The 17,892-nt window shown below is 55.5% G+C and carries 14 protein-coding genes and 1 riboswitch; of the genes, 8 read left to right on the top strand and 6 right to left on the bottom strand.

Features of this window, described 5'->3' with window-relative positions; all coding sequences use genetic code 11:
• Positions 1-233: 233 nt before the first annotated feature.
• The 3 genes from asnS to bioA all read right to left on the bottom strand — a co-directional run bounded on the left by asnS (position 234) and on the right by bioA (position 3,884).
• Entirely contained in the window at positions 234-1,634 is a 1,401-nt protein-coding gene (gene asnS / locus ACFOSS_RS02760; protein ID WP_377150491.1) for an asparagine--tRNA ligase, read from the bottom strand.
• 131 nt (positions 1,635-1,765) lie between these two features.
• A complete protein-coding gene (locus tag ACFOSS_RS02765; protein WP_377150492.1) occupies positions 1,766-2,512 on the bottom strand; it encodes a HAMP domain-containing protein in 747 nt (248 codons plus the stop codon).
• A gap of 97 nt (positions 2,513-2,609) precedes the next feature.
• Entirely contained in the window at positions 2,610-3,884 is a 1,275-nt protein-coding gene (bioA, locus tag ACFOSS_RS02770) for an adenosylmethionine--8-amino-7-oxononanoate transaminase (protein WP_377150493.1), read from the bottom strand.
• A 101-nt stretch (positions 3,885-3,985) separates the two neighbouring features.
• Here bioA and bioB point away from each other — a divergent pair, with 101 nt between their 5' ends.
• From bioB to ACFOSS_RS02800, 6 genes are all read left to right on the top strand, one after another.
• On the top strand, positions 3,986-5,077 hold the full coding sequence (gene bioB / locus ACFOSS_RS02775; RefSeq protein ID WP_377150494.1) for a biotin synthase BioB: 1,092 nt from the start codon (positions 3,986-3,988) through the stop codon (positions 5,075-5,077).
• Positions 5,022-6,239 carry an aminotransferase class I/II-fold pyridoxal phosphate-dependent enzyme gene (locus ACFOSS_RS02780; protein WP_377150495.1) on the top strand — a complete coding sequence of 406 codons (1,218 nt, stop codon included), beginning with the start codon at positions 5,022-5,024 and terminating at the stop codon, positions 6,237-6,239. Before bioB ends, ACFOSS_RS02780 begins: the two co-directional genes overlap by 56 nt.
• Positions 6,232-7,017: a malonyl-ACP O-methyltransferase BioC gene (gene bioC, locus ACFOSS_RS02785; protein WP_377150496.1), complete on the top strand. Its 786-nt coding sequence runs from the start codon at positions 6,232-6,234 to the stop codon at positions 7,015-7,017. The genes ACFOSS_RS02780 and bioC overlap by 8 nt, the downstream gene beginning before the upstream one ends.
• On the top strand, positions 7,014-7,697 hold the full coding sequence (gene bioD, locus ACFOSS_RS02790; protein WP_377150497.1) for a dethiobiotin synthase: 684 nt from the start codon (positions 7,014-7,016) through the stop codon (positions 7,695-7,697). The genes bioC and bioD overlap by 4 nt, the downstream gene beginning before the upstream one ends.
• Positions 7,698-7,922: 225 nt before the next feature.
• On the top strand, positions 7,923-8,807 hold the full coding sequence (gene htpX, locus ACFOSS_RS02795; protein WP_377150498.1) for a protease HtpX: 885 nt from the start codon (positions 7,923-7,925) through the stop codon (positions 8,805-8,807).
• A gap of 91 nt (positions 8,808-8,898) precedes the next feature.
• A complete protein-coding gene (locus tag ACFOSS_RS02800) occupies positions 8,899-9,321 on the top strand; it encodes a CBS domain-containing protein (protein WP_377150499.1) in 423 nt (140 codons plus the stop codon).
• 54 nt (positions 9,322-9,375) lie between these two features.
• On the opposite strand, the gene ribB is transcribed toward ACFOSS_RS02800, so the two are convergent.
• Both ribB and ACFOSS_RS02810 read right to left on the bottom strand, forming a co-directional pair.
• Positions 9,376-10,032, bottom strand: a complete 657-nt coding sequence (gene ribB, locus ACFOSS_RS02805) for a 3,4-dihydroxy-2-butanone-4-phosphate synthase (protein ID WP_377150500.1) — start codon at positions 10,030-10,032, stop codon at positions 9,376-9,378.
• A gap of 89 nt (positions 10,033-10,121) precedes the next feature.
• A riboswitch (FMN riboswitch) is annotated at positions 10,122-10,266 on the bottom strand.
• Positions 10,267-10,315: 49 nt separating this feature from the next.
• On the bottom strand, positions 10,316-10,591 hold the full coding sequence (locus tag ACFOSS_RS02810) for a peptidylprolyl isomerase (RefSeq protein ID WP_377150501.1): 276 nt from the start codon (positions 10,589-10,591) through the stop codon (positions 10,316-10,318).
• A gap of 174 nt (positions 10,592-10,765) precedes the next feature.
• On the opposite strand from ACFOSS_RS02810, the gene tamA reads away from it, so the two are divergent.
• Positions 10,766-12,487, top strand: a complete 1,722-nt coding sequence (tamA, locus tag ACFOSS_RS02815) for an autotransporter assembly complex protein TamA (protein ID WP_377150502.1) — start codon at positions 10,766-10,768, stop codon at positions 12,485-12,487.
• Complete coding sequence (gene tamB / locus ACFOSS_RS02820) at positions 12,484-16,266, top strand: autotransporter assembly complex protein TamB (RefSeq protein WP_377150503.1); 3,783 nt, start codon at positions 12,484-12,486, stop codon at positions 16,264-16,266. Before tamA ends, tamB begins: the two co-directional genes overlap by 4 nt.
• Positions 16,267-16,310: 44 nt before the next feature.
• Here the strand turns inward: tamB and ACFOSS_RS02825 are convergent, their stop codons facing one another.
• The gene (locus ACFOSS_RS02825) at positions 16,311-17,891 is read right to left on the bottom strand and encodes a hypothetical protein (RefSeq protein WP_377150504.1); all 1,581 of its coding nucleotides are present in this window, start codon (positions 17,889-17,891) and stop codon (positions 16,311-16,313) included.
• Between the last annotated feature and the right edge of the window lies 1 nt (position 17,892).

Raw genomic sequence — 17,892 nt, forward strand, 5'->3', positions numbered from 1 at the left:
TTATTGCAGCGCCACTTTGTTGGACACCGGCTGTTTTCTCTGTGTTCACCACGGCAGTTGGCCGTGCTGACCGAGGGATTCCACGCCAAAGGGACTGCTTTTTTGCACAGATTATTAAATAGAACTTAATAATCCACGGTTTTGGCGTGTCGTTCGCTGCGGCCAGCGGCGCTGGTGCCATAAAAAAACCGCAGCTCAAGGCTGCGGTTTGACTGTGCTACGTGGTGCGATTGTTAGAAGTCGGCGGTGCGTGGGGTCCGCGGGAACGGGATCACGTCGCGGACGTTACCCATGCCCGTGACATAAACCACCAGACGTTCAAAGCCCAGGCCGAAACCAGCATGTGGCACAGTGCCATAGCGGCGCAGATCGCGGTACCACCAGTAGTCTTCCTTGTTCAGTTCCATCTCGGCCAGGCGGGCATCCAGAACCTCCAGACGCTCTTCACGTTGCGAGCCGCCGATGATTTCGCCGATGCCTGGTGCCAGCACGTCCATTGCGGCGACGGTTTTGCCATCATCGTTGAGGCGCATGTAGAAAGCCTTGATATCCTTGGGGTAGTTCTTTACGACCACCGGGGCCTTGAAGTGCTCTTCGGCCAGATAGCGTTCGTGTTCGGATTGCAGATCGATGCCCCATTCGACGTCATAGTCGAATTTCTTACCACAGTTTTTCAGGATCTCGATGGCATCGGTGTAATCGACCTGGGCAAAGTCGGAGGAGACAAATTGCTCCAGACGGGTAATGGCGTCTTTGTCGACCCGCTCGGCAAAGAATTCCAGGTCATCACGGCGTTCATTCAGAACGGCACGGAACACATATTTGAGCATGGCTTCGGCCAGCGCGGCGTTGGCTTCCAGATCGTTGAACGCCACTTCCGGTTCGATCATCCAAAACTCGGCCAGATGGCGACTGGTGTTGGAGTTCTCGGCACGGAACGTCGGACCAAAGGTATAGACTTTGGACAACGCGCAGGCATAGGTTTCGGCATTGAGCTGACCGGAGACGGTCAGGAACGCCTCTTTGCCAAAGAAGTCCTGGCTGTAGTCGATGGCGCCCTTGTCGGTGCGCGGCAGGTTTTCCATATCCAGCGTCGAGACGCGGAACATTTCGCCGGCGCCTTCGCAGTCGGAGGCGGTGATCAGCGGCGTGGACACCCAGACGAAACCCTGCTCGTGGAAGAAACGGTGAATGGCTTGCGCCAGACAGTTACGCACCCGAGTGACGGCACCCATCAGGTTAGTACGCGGGCGCAGGTGAGCCTGTTCGCGCAGGTATTCAACGGTGTGGCGCTTGGCGGCCATGGGATAGGTATCCGGATCATCGACCCACCCCACCACTGTAATGGCCGTCGCCTGCAGTTCGAAAGCCTGACCTGTGCCTTGTGACGCGGCGACAGTGCCGGTAATGGCTACGGAGCAGCCGGTGGTCAGACGCAGCACATCCTGTTCGTAATTATCCAGATTACTCGGTACGACCGCTTGCAGCGGATTAAAACAGGAACCGTCGTGTACGGCGAGGAACGAGATCCCGGCTTTGGAATCACGGCGAGTGCGGATCCAGCCCTTGACGGTCAGGCTGGTGCCGACAGCGAATTTGCCGTTCAGTACATCGGCGATGGATGCATGCGTCATCTGATTATTGTCTCCAGCTAATACTCTTTATCCCGGACTCCCGGCCCGGTTTTGCGATCGCATCATCTTACCTGTGTCGAATCAGGACTCAAGCAAAAGATGCGCCAGCGTGGTGCTGTGTTGGCTCGTCATTAGCGCTTCGGCGACAGGCTGTCCATCAAATGATTAAAGTTTTCGCTCAAGCGGGACAATTCATCATTGCGGGGGGAGACCGGCAGGCGGATGGTATGATCGCCCAGATCGCTGGCGCGCTCCATAGCCAGAGAGATTCGTTGCAGTGGCGAGACAACCTGGCGCCGAATGATGTAGAGAGCCAGCAGTACGCCAGCGCCAAACAGCAGACTCAGCAACAGTGCTGTTTTGAGCACGTCGGCCTCAATTTTTTCCAATGCCGTTGTGACCGGAATCTCGACACGAATCCAGCCAAATGTCTCAGTGGATGACAGCGCCTGGCAGGCTGTGCAGCCCAGTGCCGTGAGTTGCGGATTAAGTTGCCAGGGCGTGACCACCACCATCCAGGACTCCTGTCCACGGCTCTCAAGCTGGAAACCTGATTGCATCGGTTCGGTGCTTGCCGCGAACGGCAGCTTGGCTTGTATGCTCTGCGGCAGGCGCGGCGTGGCGGCAGAGACAAACAATTTAGGCACTGGCTGCAAAGGCTGATGTGCCGGCTGTGGTAACGAGGTGCTGGCGGGGGCTAGCAGCAGCAAGTCCAGATAGTGGGCATAGTGCTCAGCTTGCTGTTTGGCCAACTGCAAGCTGTAGGATTCCAACTCAGCTTGCTCACGTTGAGCTTGCTGACCTGTAATGGCGACCAGCACCGATGAAAAAATCATCAGCAAGACAAAACAGACTTTACCGGCGATAGAGATGCGCATGAACGGCTTCCAGTTGAGGCCTGTACAAGAGGGCTGCATGGTATCACAGACCTCATGTTGGCGGCGTCCCAGGTATCGTCAACGTGACCAAGACCCTTTATGCCGCGATGCGATCCAGCGCCTGGCGGATAGCATTGGTCAATTTAAGTAATTGAACCGGCGTGATGACATACGGCGGCATCAGGTAGATCAGGCGTCCAAAGGGCCGGATCCAGACCCCCAGCTCGACAAACAGCGACTGCAACCAGGCCATATCCACTGGTTCGCGGGTTTCGACCACGCCGATGGCGCCAAGAACGCGTACGTCGGCTACGGCCGGGTGTGAGGCGAGGGGTTGCAACTGTGCCAGCAAATGCTGCTCTATGTCCTTTACCCGTTGTTGCCATGGGCTGGCTAGCAACAGTTCGATGGAAGCACATGCCACCGCACAGGCCAGCGGATTGGCCATGAACGTTGGACCATGCATCAGAACGCCGGCCGCACCCTCGCAAATGCCACGCATGACGCAGGATGTCGTCAAAGTCGCTGACAGCGTCATGTAGCCGCCGGTCAGCGCCTTGCCAACACATAGAATATCTGGGCTGATCCCGGCCCATTCACACGCGAACAGCTTTCCGGTGCGGCCGAATCCGGTCGCGATTTCATCGGCGATCAGCAGTATGCCGTATTGATCGCACAAGGCTCGGACAGCTTTGAGATAGTCAGGATGATAGAAACGCATTCCGCCAGCGCCCTGAACGATCGGCTCCAGTACAATGGCGGCAACCTGCTGATGTTCAGTGGCCAGCAGGGTTTCGAGCTCCGTCATTTCCTGAGGATCCCAGGGACCACCGAACTGCGAACGCGGTGCACTGATAAACCAGTGTTCGGCGACAAATCCCTGGTACAGGCTGTGCATGCTGCCGTCTGGGTCGGTCACGCTCATGGCTCCAAACGTATCGCCATGATAGCCATTGCGCAACGCAACGAAGCGAGTGCGAGGAGTGCCGCGGCTCTGCCAGTACTGCAGCGCCATCTTCAATGCGACTTCAACGGCAACGGATCCGGAATCGGCGAGGAATACGTGTTGCAGGGGCTGTGGTGTCAGTTCAACCAAATGACGACATAGACGCGTTGCCGGCGAGTGCCGAATGCCACCAAACATGATATGAGCCATCTTGGCTAGTTGAGTCTGAATGGCAGCATTCAATTCAGGCACATTGTACCCATGCAGACAGGCCCACCAGGATGACATGCCATCTACTAGCTGACGGCCATCCGCCAACGACAGCGTGCAGCCTTGGGCGGAGGCGACTTCATAGGTCGGGAGCGGCTGGGTCAAGGAGGTATAGGGGTGCCAGATATGCAGGCGGTCAAAATCCAGATCGTTCAAAAAACACTCCGATGTCAACGTTACTTTGGTGCTTGAGGTTGACAGGATACGGCGTCAACATAGACTAGCCAAGTCTATTCATAACACGATAAGAGGGAACCATGGAGGCATTGGTCCGCCACGATTGGCGTGTCGCTGAGGTGAACGCACTGTTTGCGCTCCCGTTCAATGACTTGCTGTTTCGGGCGCAGCAGGTACACCGTCAGCATTTTGATGCCAACCAGGTGCAGGTTAGCACCCTGTTGTCTATCAAGACCGGTGCGTGTCCGGAGGACTGCAAATATTGTCCGCAAAGTGCTCGCTATAAGACCGGACTTGAAGCTGAACGCTTGATGGAAGTCGAGCAGGTTCTGGAACGGGCGCGAGAGGCCAAGGCGGCGGGTTCATCACGTTTTTGCATGGGGGCTGCGTGGCGCAATCCTCACGACCGCGATATGCCTTATTTGTTGCGTATGGTGCAAGAAGTCAAGGCCATGGGCATGGAAACCTGCATGACCCTGGGCATGCTGACCGCAGACCAAGCGCTCCGCCTGGCGGATGCCGGGCTGGATTACTACAACCACAACCTGGATACCTCGCCGGAGTTCTATGGCGAAATCATCTCCACTCGCACCTACCAGGATCGGCTGGATACGCTGCAGAACGTACGTGATGCCGGGATGAAGATTTGCTCTGGCGGCATTGTCGGTTTAGGCGAATCGGCCAACGATCGGGCTGGATTACTGGTGCAGCTGGCTAACTTGTCGCCACAACCGGAAAGCGTACCGATTAACATGCTGGTCAAGGTGCAGGGGACTCCGTTGGCGCAACAGGATGAGGTTGATCCATTCGACTTCATCCGTATTATCGCTGTTGCCCGTATCATGATGCCGACATCCCACGTTCGTCTCTCTGCCGGGCGCGAGAAGATGAACGATCAGATGCAGGCACTGTGCTTCCTCGCGGGCGCCAATTCGATTTTCTACGGCTGTAAGTTGCTCACAACCGCCAATCCGGATGAAAACAGCGACATGCAGCTATTCAAACGGTTAGGTATCCTGCCGGAGCAACGTGTGCAAAAGCCAGATCTGATGCAGGAGCAGGCGCTGCATGAGGTCATGCAGGCCAAGCGAGATGACGCAGAGGCGCTGTTCTACGATGCGACCAAGCCGCGCAGCAAACAATCGCAATTGGGATCGCTTCGCCGTGACTGAGGCTCCCTTTGCTCTGCTTGCGGCCTTGCAAGCACGACGAGATCAAGGATTATTGCGGACTCGTTGTTGCAGCGAGCATGTTTCCGGTTCACGCATGGTGGTGGCAGGGCGAGAACACATAAATTTCTCGTCTAACGATTACTTGGGTGCCAGTCAAAATCCGTTGATCCGTTCTGCATGGAAAGCTGGTTTGGATGTCTGGGGCGCAGGCTCTGGTGCTTCCCCTCTGGTGACGGGTTACACAGCAGCGCATCGTGAACTCGAAGAGGCGATTGCCGAGTGGCTCGGCGTCGAAGCGGTGATGTTGTTCTCTAGCGGATTTGCCGCCAATCAGGCGGTGATCAAGAGCTTGCTGACGGCTGAGCATACGGTTTGGCAAGATCGTCTCAATCATGCCTCACTGCAGGAGGCTGGCAGTCAGCATGCTTGCCGCCTGCGGCGGTTTCGGCACAATGATCTTGCCCATCTCTCCTCGCTATTGGCAACCGCGCAGGGCCTCATTGTCAGCGAGGGGGTCTTCAGCATGGATGGTGATCAGGCCCCCTGTGCCGGCTTGCATGAGCTGGCTCATCAGAGCCAAAACTGGTGGATGCTGGATGATGCGCACGGTCTTGGTGTGCTCGGCGCCCAAGGCCGGGGAACCCTGGATCATCAAGGGCTGGGTAGCCTGCGTCCAGATGTTCTGATGGCCACGTTCGGCAAAGCCCTGGGAACCTCAGGAGCCTTCGTGGCTGGTCGACGCGAGCTAATTGATTATATGGTTAATTTCTCACGCGATTATGTGTATAGCACCCATATGCCCCCGGCCCAGGCGGTGGCAACGTTGGCAGCAGTACGGTGGGTGAAGCAGGCCGATGCCGCCAGGGCCCATCTTGCGGAATTAATTCATCGGTTCCGCACGGGGGCAATGCAAGCTGGTTTGCCATTGCTCGATTCAGCGACGCCAATTCAACCACTCTTGGTGGGTTGCAGTGAACAGGCACTGGCGCTGGCCACATCACTGCGTGCTCAAGGGCTGTGGGTGACAGCGATCAGACCACCGACCGTGCCGACCGGAACGGCGCGTCTGCGTCTGACTCTGACTGCGGGGCACAGCGTCGACGATATCGAGACACTGGTTGTCGCATTGGCACGCGCATGGCAGGAGAGCCGGCATGTATAGCCAAGGTTCGTCACCGGTCGACAAAACGGCGCTGGCGAAACGCTTCGGAAAGGCCGCCGTGCATTATGACCACTACGCCAAGCTGCAAAAAGAGGTCGGTGAGCATCTGCTTGGTTTGATTCCGCCAATAAAATATGAAGTTGCTCTCGATTTGGGATGTGGCACCGGCTTTTTTTTACAAAGTCTGCAACCTTTATCTGAGAGGTTGCTGGCGCTGGATCTTTCGCTCGGTATGTTGCAGCAGGCGCGTCTTCGTCATGCGTTGGCGGAGTTTATGTGTGCCGACGCCGAATCGCTTCCTTTGACGACCGGCAGCGTGGATCTGGTTTTCACCAGTCTTGCGATCCAATGGTGCCATTCCTATCCTGCTTTGCTGTCGGAATTGCATCGGGTGTTGCGCCCGGGAGGGGTTCTGGTGTTCTCCACCCTGTGTGCTGGCAGTCTCGATGAGTTGCGTCGGGCGTGGGCACAGTGTGATCAGCACGCGCATGTCAATCAGTTTGTGGCACAGCAATCGTTGATGACTTGGTGTAAAGCGCAGGGCTTTACTGTTTCAACATGGGAAATTCGAAAACACAGCTTGCAATATCCAGATCTGCATGCCCTACTGATGGGCCTCAAAGGAATCGGTGCCAGTCAGGTGCTGGGGTCACGCCCTGCTGGTCTGGGAGGCCGGGCTCGTTTGCAACAGCTGGCGCTTGCGTATGAACGACAGCGCAATGAGGATGGATGGCTGCCTCTAAGCTATGAAGTCTGCTACGGAGTTTTAGTAAGATGACAAAGACCTTCTTCATCACGGGAACAGATACTGAAGTAGGCAAGACAGTGTCGACGGTCGCTCTGTTGCGAGCGGCCAATAAACAGGGGTTGCTGACGGCAGCCTACAAGCCGGTCGCATCAGGTTGTGATCTGATGGAAGGTGGCTTGTGTAATCAGGATGTGGTGATGCTGCAAAAAAACACATCACTGCGCTTGGCCTATGACGAAGTGGTAGGCTACTGCTTCGAACCGCACATTGCCCCCCACATTGCCGCCGAAGAGAGCGGTGTGCCCATTGAATTCGACGTCTTGTCTGAAGGTTTGAATCGTCTGCGTGAAACCGATGCCGATCTGATCTTTGTCGAAGGGGCAGGTGGCTGGCGTCTGCCATTGGGACACGGTCACTTTATGTCGGACTGGGTTCGGCACGAAAACCTGCCTGTGATTTTGGTGGTTGGCGCCAAACTTGGCTGTATGAATCATGCCATGTTGACCTATGAGGCCATTCAACGCGACCATTTGCCACTGGCAGGCTGGTGTATCAATCAGATACATCCGGGTATGAGTCACTATCAGTCCAATGTCGACACGCTCAAAAGTTTGATTCAGGAGCCCTTCCTCGGTGAAATACCATATCTGGCTCGACCATTCGAGTCCGATCTCGGTCATTATCTGAACATATCGGCACTGCGCGGGTGATGTCTCGCCGGCAAGGTATGGCGTTATTTGGTTTTCATTAAGAAAACATCAGGTATTTTTCGTTATGCTGTCTTCCATGGCCAGTCTTCGGCCATGTGCTCTTTTGTCAGGTTTAACCTGACAAAAAAACAGGCGTAAGACTGTTAAACCCTGATTGAAAAATGTGTTATTAATGCATCATTCAAGCAATTGCTTGATGTTAATCTGTTGAATCGAGGTGAAAAGATGAAACGCATTGTGTTGTTTCTGTTGACCAACCTGGCAGTCATGCTGGTGCTGTCGATCGTCTTGAGTATCGTCACACGCTGGTTCGGAATCGATAGTGGCAGCACCGCAGGCCTGCTGGTGCTGGCAGCTGTTTTCGGTTTTGGTGGTTCCATCATTTCGCTGTTAATCTCCAAGTTCGTTGCCAAGCGCAGTTACGGGGTTCAAGTGATTGAACAGCCGAGGACGGAGATCGAACACTGGCTTGTCAGCACCGTCCAACGTCAGGCGCAGCAGGCCGGTATCGGAATGCCAGAGGTTGGTATTTACGAGTCACCGGATATGAATGCCTTCGCAACCGGAGCGAATCGTAATAATGCGCTCGTCGCGGTCAGCTCTGGTCTGCTTTACAGTATGAGCCGTGACGAAGCGGAAGCTGTGCTGGCGCATGAAGTTAGCCACGTAGCCAACGGCGACATGGTCACCCTGACTTTGATTCAGGGCGTGGTGAATACCTTCGTCATTTTCTTTGCGCGTGTGGTTGCCGGCATCATCAGCAATGTGTTCCGCAGCAATGATGAGGAACAGGGGGCTGGAGTTGGTGGACTGGCCTACTATGCCATTGTTTTTGTGCTGGAAATGGTGTTCGGCATTCTGGCGTCGATCATCGTCATGTGGTTCTCGCGTCAGCGCGAATTTCGAGCCGATGCGGGTTCTGCACAGTTGGTCGGGCGCGATAAGATGATCGCGGCCCTGGAGCGCTTGCGCCGTGGTCATGAACCACAGATGGAAGGCACCATGATGGCATTTGGTATCAATGGAAAACGCTCGATGAGCGAGCTTTTCATGAGCCACCCTCCGCTTGAAAAACGCATCGAGGCACTGCGTCAAACCATGATGCACTAAGGCGTTATGCAAACATTAAAGGGCTGCTCAGGCAGCCCTTTTTATTGGCGGAGTTCTATTCTTACAACAACTAATGATGAGGATGAACGCCATGAAATCCATTCGAATCGCTGACTATATGGATCCACGACCGACCACATTTCACTCGGGTGACAGTGTCTATGCCGCTTTGATGGCGTTATCCCAGTCGCGCGAAGGCGGCGGGCCAGTTCTCGATGCTGAGCGCAGAGTGATTGGATTTTTATCCGAGCAGGATTGTCTGCGAGAAGGTTTGGAGGCCTGTTATCTGTGCGATCAGTTAGCGACTGTCGAGCAGATGATGCAGGTAAACGTGCTGACGGTGAAACCCGACGATAGCATCGTTGAGTTGGCCCAGCGGATGATGAAGCCGCAGCCGCGGACCTATCCTGTTGTTGATGAGGACGGACGCTTGCTGGGTCTCATCAGCCGTCACCATGTTGTCAAGGCCATGGTCGTGACCATGGCCAGCTGTTATTCGCACACTAGAGCCTAGGGCTTTGGGCCGTCTTGGGCTTACATTTTACGGTAGGAAGACGGGCCAAAAGGCTTATATGGCCGTTGCCAATTCGTGTTGCAGACGGTACTGCACCACATCTTCGACACTCAGCACGGGCATGCCGTGCCGATCAGCAAATGCGACGACCTCTGGCAGTCTGGACATGCTGCCATCAGGGTTCATCAGCTCACAGAGCACACCATAGGGTTCAAGACCTGCCAGTCGCATCAAGTCAATGGTGGCCTCAGTGTGGCCACGCCGCTCTAGCACTCCACCATCTCTAGCGCGCAGCGGAAATACGTGTCCTGGTCGATGTAAATCATCAGCGTGGGCGTCATGGGCGGTTGCGGCCTTTATGGTCGTGACGCGATCCTGCGCCGAGACGCCGGTTGTCACGCCTTGAGCCGCTTCGATGCTGACGGTAAATGCTGTTTTGTTTTGACTGGTGTTGTGTTCAACCATCATCGGCAGTGCCAGGCGTTGTACCTGGCCCGAGGTAAGACACAGGCAGACAATGCCTGATCCATCGCGAATCATCATGGCCATCTGCTGCGGGGTAAGATGTTGGGCAGAAAAGATGAGGTCGCCCTCATTCTCTCGATCCTCATCATCAACCACCAGTACCCCTAACCCATCGCGTAGCGCAGCCAAGGCGGTTTCGACGCGCTCCAGTGGGGAACCAAATGCGGAAAGTAACGACTGATCCATGGTAACGCTCCTTAATAAATGATTACCAGAATCAGGGCGTGGAACAGGCAGTCACGCATCTCCCGTATGGGAAATGTTGAAGTGGGCTGTCCTATTCTCTTTCATCCGGACTATACCGTCGGCTCCGGAGTTACACCGGATCTGCTGACTCTCCGCTGATGCGGAAACGCTCGCGGGCTGACCTGAAACAGGATTACCGCCGGTGGGGAATTACACCCCGCCCTGAGAATAAGCAGGCACAGAGTAAAGAGAGTGAACCCGGATTACCAGCGCTTTGCGGTTATTAGCCGCGATAGAGAACCTTGATCAGATGAAAGCCAAAGCTGGTCTTGATGGGGCCGAGAACCTTGAGCAACTCGCCACGGAATACGGCATCATCAAACGGCTTTACCATCTGACCACGGCGAAATTCGCCTAAATCGCCACCGCGCTTGCCAGAGGGGCAGAGTGAGTGTTTCTTGGCCAGGGCACTAAATGAGGCACCGCGCTCCAGCTGCAGGAGCAATTTCTCTGCTTCAGGACGGGTTTTGACGAGAATATGTACAGCGGCGGCTTTCATTTTGTACTCCTAAAAATAGATGCCAAATTTTGTGACAAGCGGTGTAGATGCGCAAGCTGAGAGTCAGCTGGTACACATAGCCAGCTGTGATAGTATCTTGGTGATAAACAAGCGGTATTCCGGCCACAATGCAACGACGTCGGGGCAGTTACAGATGTTAAACAGGAACGCAATATGCGCAGAGTGATTAGTCTTTATCTGGCTGTTCTGGCCGGTGCGCTGTTTGCTACAGGAGCCCATGCCCGAGATGTTCGATATCAGGTGTCTGGTATCGGTGGTGAGTTGCAAGATAACGTCGAGATTCATCTCGACGCCCTGCCTGGGATCCCCCCTGGCCGTCTTGAATACCGACGCGAACAGATCACGACCACGGTACAAAAAGGCTTACAGGCGCTGGGTTATTATCATGCGCGCATTACCTTGACGGAAGACGAAAAAGACCGGTCCTTGTTGCATGTGGAAATAGATAAGGGCAAGCCTGTTATCGTGCGCTCTATCCAGATCAAACTGTGGGGCGATGCATTGAATGATGATGCATTTAGCCGTTATCTGGGCGCGTTGCCGTTGAAGCAGGGGGATGTGCTGAACCATGGCCAATATGAGGCAATCAAGTCCGGGCTGCAGACTCGCGCATTGAATCGAGGCTATTTCGATGCCGAGATGGTTGATTCGGTTATCCGCGTTTTCCCCGACGATAATGTTGCTGATGTTGTCATCGAATATTCAACTGGACATCGTTATCGTTTTGGCGAAGTGCAGATTGAAGGGGTGCAACAGAGCCAACGTCTTATCAGGCCATTGGTTCCTTTCAAATCAGGTGACCCGTATCAGGCTCAGCAATTGGCGAACTTGAGTCAGTCTTTATCGGAGACCCGATATTTCCGTCAGGTCGATGTGCGCCCGTTACTGGATAAGGCATCGAGCTATCAGGTGCCAATCTATGTCGGCCTGGAACCTAAAAGCGACAATCTGGTGGAGACCGGGATCGGCTATTCCACCGATGAAGGCCCGCGACTTCAGGTCAATTGGGAGAAACCGTGGCTGAATGATTATGGCCATAGTTTAACGACCCAGTTCAAACTCTCCGAACCGGTGCAACAGCTGAACTTCAATTATCGGATCCCCGGATATGATCCGATCAATGACTATTACAATCTGCAAACGGGCTACGAACGCAAAGATCTTAACGACACAGAGTCAAGCAAGCTACAAACCGGCATTCACTATTGGACCAAGTTGCGCGGTTCATGGGAGCGAGATTATTTTTTCCGCGTCGAGTATGAAGACTTTACGCAAGGTGATAGCTCGGGGAACAGTTTTCTGCTGTTACCAGGTGTCAGCCTCAATCGTTTGCGTGTGGACAAGGCGGTCGATCCCGAATGGGGTGACCGACTGCTGCTCACCACGGAATTTTCCCAGCAAACGTGGGGATCGGATCTGAACTTCACGCGTCTTTGGGGAAGAAGTAAGTGGATCCGGACGCCCTGGGAAGGGGCGCGCTTTGTGGCACGGGTTGAGCAGGGGGCCATTATGGGGGCGGACCTGGATGATATTCCTCCCAGCCTGCGTTTCTTTGCCGGCGGTGATCAGTCGGTTAGAGGGTTTGGCTTTGAAACCATATCCCCGACAGACAGCAGCGGTTCGCTCACGGGGGCTCGGTATGTCACCAGCGGCTCGCTAGAGTATGCCCATCCGGTAGCGGAAAAATGGCGACTTGCTTCGTTTGTGGATGCTGGCACAGCCACCAATAACTATAACGATCCGATTAAGGTCGGAACCGGTCTCGGCTTACGCTGGGTCTCTCCATTGGGACCCATCCGACTCGACCTGGCGTTCGGCGTGTCGGAAACACATGTGCCATGGCGGATCCACTTCGGTCTGGGGTCGGAACTATGAGCTGGTTGCGCCTGATCCTGATTTCGTTGACCAGCTTGATGTTGCTGTTGCTGTTGCTGGTGATGCTGGGTTTGTTACTGTTCACCCCGGCAGGCAATCAGCTGATTTGGCAGCAGGCGAAGCAGACGCTGCCGGAGTTGAAGGGGGACTTGCTGGCTGGTCATCTGGGCGTCGGCTGGCAACTGCGTGGGCTAAGCTGGCACTCGACACTGATAGATATCGAGGCTGAATCGGTGAGTCTGCGCTGGCAACTCGGCGGGCTTTTGTCGGGGCGTCTACCTATTGAGCAATTGGCAGTGGATAAAGCCCGCATCCGGCTGCATCCCATTGCGGATGCAAACCACACGGGGGAAGAGACGGTAGAGTCGTCAGATGATGCCACCCCACTGCGTCTGAATTTACCGCTTGAATTGGTTATCGCCGATCTGCAATTGCACGATGTGCGGTTTGACAGTCAGTACATCCAGGTTGCGACGCAGCAATTGGCAGCCAGTGGCCGTTGGCATGGCGAGCGCTTTGACATTCATAATGTTTTGGTCAGCGATGTCGATGTGGCGCTACCGGATGCCATGCTTGAGAGTGAGCCATCTGGCGGTGAGTCTGCCAAGGAGAAGGCGCGTTCAGTGCCGTTAAAAACGCCGTTTGACGAGCAGGAGATCCGCAAGCGCATTGCTGTGTTGAGCGAGGTCATACTGCCGTTTGATCTCTATGTTGATCAGTTGCAGGCGCGCCAGATCCGTTATCACCAACGCGGCTTTGATACGCAACGGCTTGACTTCGAACTGGCGGGCAGTTTTGTCGGTTCTCTGATTCAGATTTCATCCCTGCAGCTCCGCCATCCCTGGGGCGATCTGGTTCTGGATGGTGAAATCGGTTTGCACGACTACTATCCCATGTCAGTGCAAATTCGCGGTGTCGAGCGACTTCCGCAACTGCCTCCGGCTTTGTTTGGACGACAGCTTGACCTGCGGGTTAACGGCTCGCTGACCGATCTTAAATCCCAGCTCAGACTATCCGGCAGTGAGAAGCTGACGCTCTCTGCCCGCTTAAATACGCTGGCACCCGACCTGCCATTTGAATTGCAGGGAGAATGGCAAGCGTTGCGGTGGCCTCTGCAGGGTGAGGCCGAATATCAGGCAGGGAAAGGTCAGCTCATCGCCAGCGGTCGATTAAATAAGTACCACTTGAATCTTAATAGCCGGGTGCAGTTGTCTTCGTTGCCCAAGGGACAACTGGCCGTTGAGCTGGATGGCTCACTCGATGCTATTGCTATCAAGCAGCTAAAGATTGAGGCTGGCGATTCTGCGTTGGCCACCCAAGGCCAGTTAAGCTGGACGCACGGTTTGCATTGGCAAGGCAAGAGTCAGTTAAAAAGTACAAATCTGCATGCACTGCTACCAGACATCAGTGGTCGAGTCAGCGCCGAGCTCGATAGCCTGTTCACGTTCCAGGGGAACAAATGGGAGTTGAAGCTGGATCGCATGTCGGCCCATGGGCAACTCAATGGCTACCCGCTCTCGATGCAAGGCAAGCTCAGTGGCAACCAGTTGCTGCACTGGCGGTTTGAGAACATTCAGCTGACCAGCGGGCAGAATCGATTGTTGCTTGATGGCGTGCTGTCTGACCGTTGGCAGGCGAAAGCCAGCTTGCAGGCGGGGGACTTGAAACAACTGGATCCGGAGCTGACTGGTTCTGTCTCCGCCAAATTGCAGTTGAGTGGTGATAGACATGCGCCGGAGATCGCCTTGTCGATGACGAGCGATGAGATACGGCTGCCTGGGCTGCGTCTGCGTCAGCTTGCGGTTGACGGTTATCTGAAAATGGCGGCCGTCTGGTCGGGGCGCTTGCAAGCCAATATGGCACGCCTGCGTAGCGGTGCGATGCGATTGGACGGCGTAGACTTGCATCTGGATGGTGATGAGCAGGCTCACCAGCTGCAACTGTCGTTTGAGGGCCAGCCGCTGAGCAGCCAATTGCAACTGGAGGGGAGTTGGGGGAAGACGGGGTGGCAGGGCAAACTGCTTCAGGCACACGTGAAGACGCCGATAGCAGACTGGGTCCTGCAGTCACCGCTGATGATGACACTCAATCGTACGCTGACGACATTGGGGTTAAGTGAACAGTGCTGGCTGGCTGATCAGCAGGGGATGCTGTGCGCCTCTGCCGCCTCGCTCAGTCAAGCACAAGGTGAGTTGGCCGTGACGCTGAAGGCGTTTCCAACGCAAAAGCTTGCGCCGTTCATGCCAGAGCGGTTGGAGTGGTTAAGCGAGATTAATGCAGACGGCAAATTTGGCTGGAGTAAACAGCAACCAACGGCGGAGCTGACCATTACGGCCGCACCGGGCAAGTTGATCGCCGATCGTCTCGAGACCCAATACGACGTTTTGCAGGTCAACGCCAAACTGGAGGCGCAACTGGCCCAGGTTGCATTGCGTTTTGCCTCGAACCAGCTTGGCAAGGCTGATGTCGTATTGCAGGTGAGCGACCCTATGTCTGAACGCAAGCTCAGCGGCAATGTCGATATCAGTGGTTTGCGCTTGTACGGCCTCGCTCCGCTGTTAGATGAGCTCAAGCGGACGAAAGGGCGTATTGATGCCCATGGTCGTATGGATGGCACCCTCGATAAACCCCTGTTTTTCGGGCGAGTCACCTTGGACGAAGGCGAAATTGAAACTTCATCCGACATTGCCGTAATTCGTCAGTTGCACAGTGAGCTCGACATTCGCGGCTCGCGTGCGGATCTTTCAGGTCGCCTCATGGTGGGCAAGGGAAGCATGGAGCTGGGCGGGTTTGCTGATTGGTCAAGCCAGCCCCTTACCGGACGGCTGACGATTCATGCGGACACGCTGGAAGTCGGGCTGGCGGGTTATGGCCGAGCACGCGTCAGTTCCGATCTTGCCATGGCCCTGGGCGAAGAGTTACGCCTGGAGGGGCGAGTACAGATCCCGTGGGCGCGTATCAAGGTCAAGAGTGTACCCGACAGTGCGGTCAACGTGTCCGAGGATGTGCAGATCATCACCCAGCGGCGGAAGAAAGCCGCTCCTGCTGTCAAACCGTTACCGATGCATATTGACCTGACGGTTGGCCTCGGAGGGGATGTACAACTGGATGCGCTGGGGTTGAAGACCAAACTGCTGGGTGGCATACGGCTGACGCAATCACCGGAGAATGCGTTCCGTGCCGATGGTGAAATTACACTCGATGATGGGCGCTTTAAATCGTTCGGCCAAAATCTGTTGATCGATGAGGGTAAACTCAGGTTCAGCGGCAATATCTCTGCGCCTTATCTGGCGGTGAAAGCCTATCGGGACCCAGATACGATGGAGGACTCCAATATTACCGTCGGGGTTAAAGTCAGTGGGCCGGCGACGCAGCCCAAAATTGAGATTTACTCTGAACCCCAACTGTCGGAAACGGAAAAACTCTCTTACTTGTTACGAGGCAAAAGCACCTCTTCCAGTGGCAGCACGTCGAATGATGAGGCGATGACCGGCATTCTGCTGGGCGCCGGGCTGAGTCAGGCTAACGGCCTGGTATCCGGTATCGGCGAGAGTCTGGGGCTCAGTGATGTCAGTTTGGACTCATCGGGGAGTGGCGATGATACCCAGGTCAGCATCAGTGGCTATCTGATGCCGGGGCTGCAGGTGCAGTATGGGGTGGGTGTCTTCACCTCGATAGGTGAGGTCAAGGTCCGTTATGAACTGATGCCTCGGCTCTATCTGCAGGCCTTGAGTGGTCTGAATCAGGCGCTGGATCTGTTTTACAAGTTCGAGTTTTAATCGTCGCATCGCGGACATCCGGTCCCGGCGTGCGCCTGTGCTGGCTAATCCTGGGGAGCAAGCGGCTCAACCCGAACATGCCAGCGGTGCAATCTGCCATGTCGCCGCTCCGGTTGAATATGCAGCCGGACTGCAAGGGGGCCGCGAGTCAGTTTGAGCGCTCCGTCGACGCAGCTGAGGTGGGTGCGCAACAGTTTGCGCAGCTCTCCGGTCGTTAGCTCCAGAGACCACCAGCGACAGTGGCGGTCGCGCCATGGTTCACCGTCGCACAACTGTATCAGGGCCGGGCTGGCATAGCAGACATCAAGATAGCGGTCTAGCTCCACCACTGGCGGTAGCCACTGCGCCCAGCTAGCTTGTCGCAGTGGCGGCCGGCGGGGAAGTGCGGTCAGGACCTGCGGACCCAAACATCGCCACATCTGCTCTATCAGCGTAGGGGCCAGACGCCCCCGCAGTGCAAGGAGGGCGCACAGTTGACGCTCGTCATCCTGCAGGGGCCACAGCCAGACTGCGCTGTCGTTTTCATCGTTCTGACGTAGCGGTGCAAAGTGGGACAGTTCACTGCTGGCAATCAGCCGGGATAAGCCGGCCAGCTGACGGCGCTCCAGGCTTGTCATCTGCCATGACGTTACGCTATCCGTTGGCTGGTTTAAGCCGTTTACCCACTCACCGGGTATGTCTGATGGCATCCAGAGGGTTAATTCCGTTTGCCAGTCATGTAAAAAGGCGGTTTGCAACGCCTGCAGTCCGGCCAGATTGGGTTGCTGTTGCAGCTTTTCCCACTGCGCCATCACCCAGGGATCGACCAGTTGGAAGGGACCAACACCATCGGGTAGTGGCTGCATCAGACGCTCGGCAACTTTAGATGCCAGGACAAATAACCCCTCTTCGAAACGTTGCTGCCAGGAGCGATACTCCAGCGTCAGCACGCCATACGATTGCTGATTGCGCAGTATGAGCGCATCAAGCCGCGCCAGAATGCCATCCTGAAGCAGATAACGCTGTGTTGCCAGGGTCGGTTGATGTCGAACCTCGGAAAAGCCCAGCGTGCCGCGGGCGCGTAACGCTTTGAGGTAGCGAGTATCTACGGCTTGGCTTTGAGGCAGTTGACTCTCTCCCATGACGTACCTGGGGTGCATCTGCTCACGTGCAAACTCCCAGATAATCAGCCGATCGCAGCCACTCGCCTGGTATAGCTGCTGCAACAGTGCCCGGTTATGTTCACTGCTGGGTCCTGCTGGTTTTGGACGGTCGCATTCAAGAGCATGCAGCCCCAATATGCCTGAGGTGGCGATGGGCAACTGAAGGTCATGTGCCAGTATCAGAAAGCGGTCCGGTCCATCGGGAATGCACTCTAACAACCAGCGCTGTCTGGCCGCTTCGCAGATGATAAATCCCCCCACGTGTTGTTCACGTAATGCCAGCAATGGCTGCTGAACCTTGGGCGCCAACTGTGGGAGCCAGGGGCATTCGGGCTCGGGGCAGATCTCGGGCGGAATAGTCCATGCCGTCAGCGCTTCGAGCCGATCCGAGTCCAGATGCCAGCGCAATATGGGGCTGTGGGTGAGAGGACGATGGGCAGTAATTTGAGCAGGCAACAGGACAGGCATCTCAGACAAGACCATG

Source organism: Pseudaeromonas sharmana, assembly GCF_042649925.1.
Lineage (GTDB): Bacteria > Pseudomonadota > Gammaproteobacteria > Enterobacterales > Aeromonadaceae > Pseudaeromonas > Pseudaeromonas sharmana.

What these genes read in the sequence shown, in the direction of transcription:
- asnS (WP_377150491.1), bottom strand. Translation starts at nt 1,634, where the DNA reads ATGACGCATGCATCCATCGCCGATGTACTGAACGGCAAATTCGCTGTC.
- ACFOSS_RS02765 (WP_377150492.1), bottom strand. Translation starts at nt 2,512, where the DNA reads ATGCGCATCTCTATCGCCGGTAAAGTCTGTTTTGTCTTGCTGATGATT.
- bioB (WP_377150494.1), top strand. Translation starts at nt 3,986, where the DNA reads ATGGAGGCATTGGTCCGCCACGATTGGCGTGTCGCTGAGGTGAACGCA.
- ACFOSS_RS02780 (WP_377150495.1), top strand. Translation starts at nt 5,022, where the DNA reads ATGCGACCAAGCCGCGCAGCAAACAATCGCAATTGGGATCGCTTCGCC.
- bioC (WP_377150496.1), top strand. Translation starts at nt 6,232, where the DNA reads ATGTATAGCCAAGGTTCGTCACCGGTCGACAAAACGGCGCTGGCGAAA.
- bioD (WP_377150497.1), top strand. Translation starts at nt 7,014, where the DNA reads ATGACAAAGACCTTCTTCATCACGGGAACAGATACTGAAGTAGGCAAG.
- htpX (WP_377150498.1), top strand. Translation starts at nt 7,923, where the DNA reads ATGAAACGCATTGTGTTGTTTCTGTTGACCAACCTGGCAGTCATGCTG.
- ACFOSS_RS02800 (WP_377150499.1), top strand. Translation starts at nt 8,899, where the DNA reads ATGAAATCCATTCGAATCGCTGACTATATGGATCCACGACCGACCACA.
- ribB (WP_377150500.1), bottom strand. Translation starts at nt 10,032, where the DNA reads ATGGATCAGTCGTTACTTTCCGCATTTGGTTCCCCACTGGAGCGCGTC.
- ACFOSS_RS02810 (WP_377150501.1), bottom strand. Translation starts at nt 10,591, where the DNA reads ATGAAAGCCGCCGCTGTACATATTCTCGTCAAAACCCGTCCTGAAGCA.
- tamA (WP_377150502.1), top strand. Translation starts at nt 10,766, where the DNA reads ATGCGCAGAGTGATTAGTCTTTATCTGGCTGTTCTGGCCGGTGCGCTG.
- tamB (WP_377150503.1), top strand. Translation starts at nt 12,484, where the DNA reads ATGAGCTGGTTGCGCCTGATCCTGATTTCGTTGACCAGCTTGATGTTG.
- ACFOSS_RS02825 (WP_377150504.1), bottom strand. Translation starts at nt 17,891, where the DNA reads ATGGTCTTGTCTGAGATGCCTGTCCTGTTGCCTGCTCAAATTACTGCC.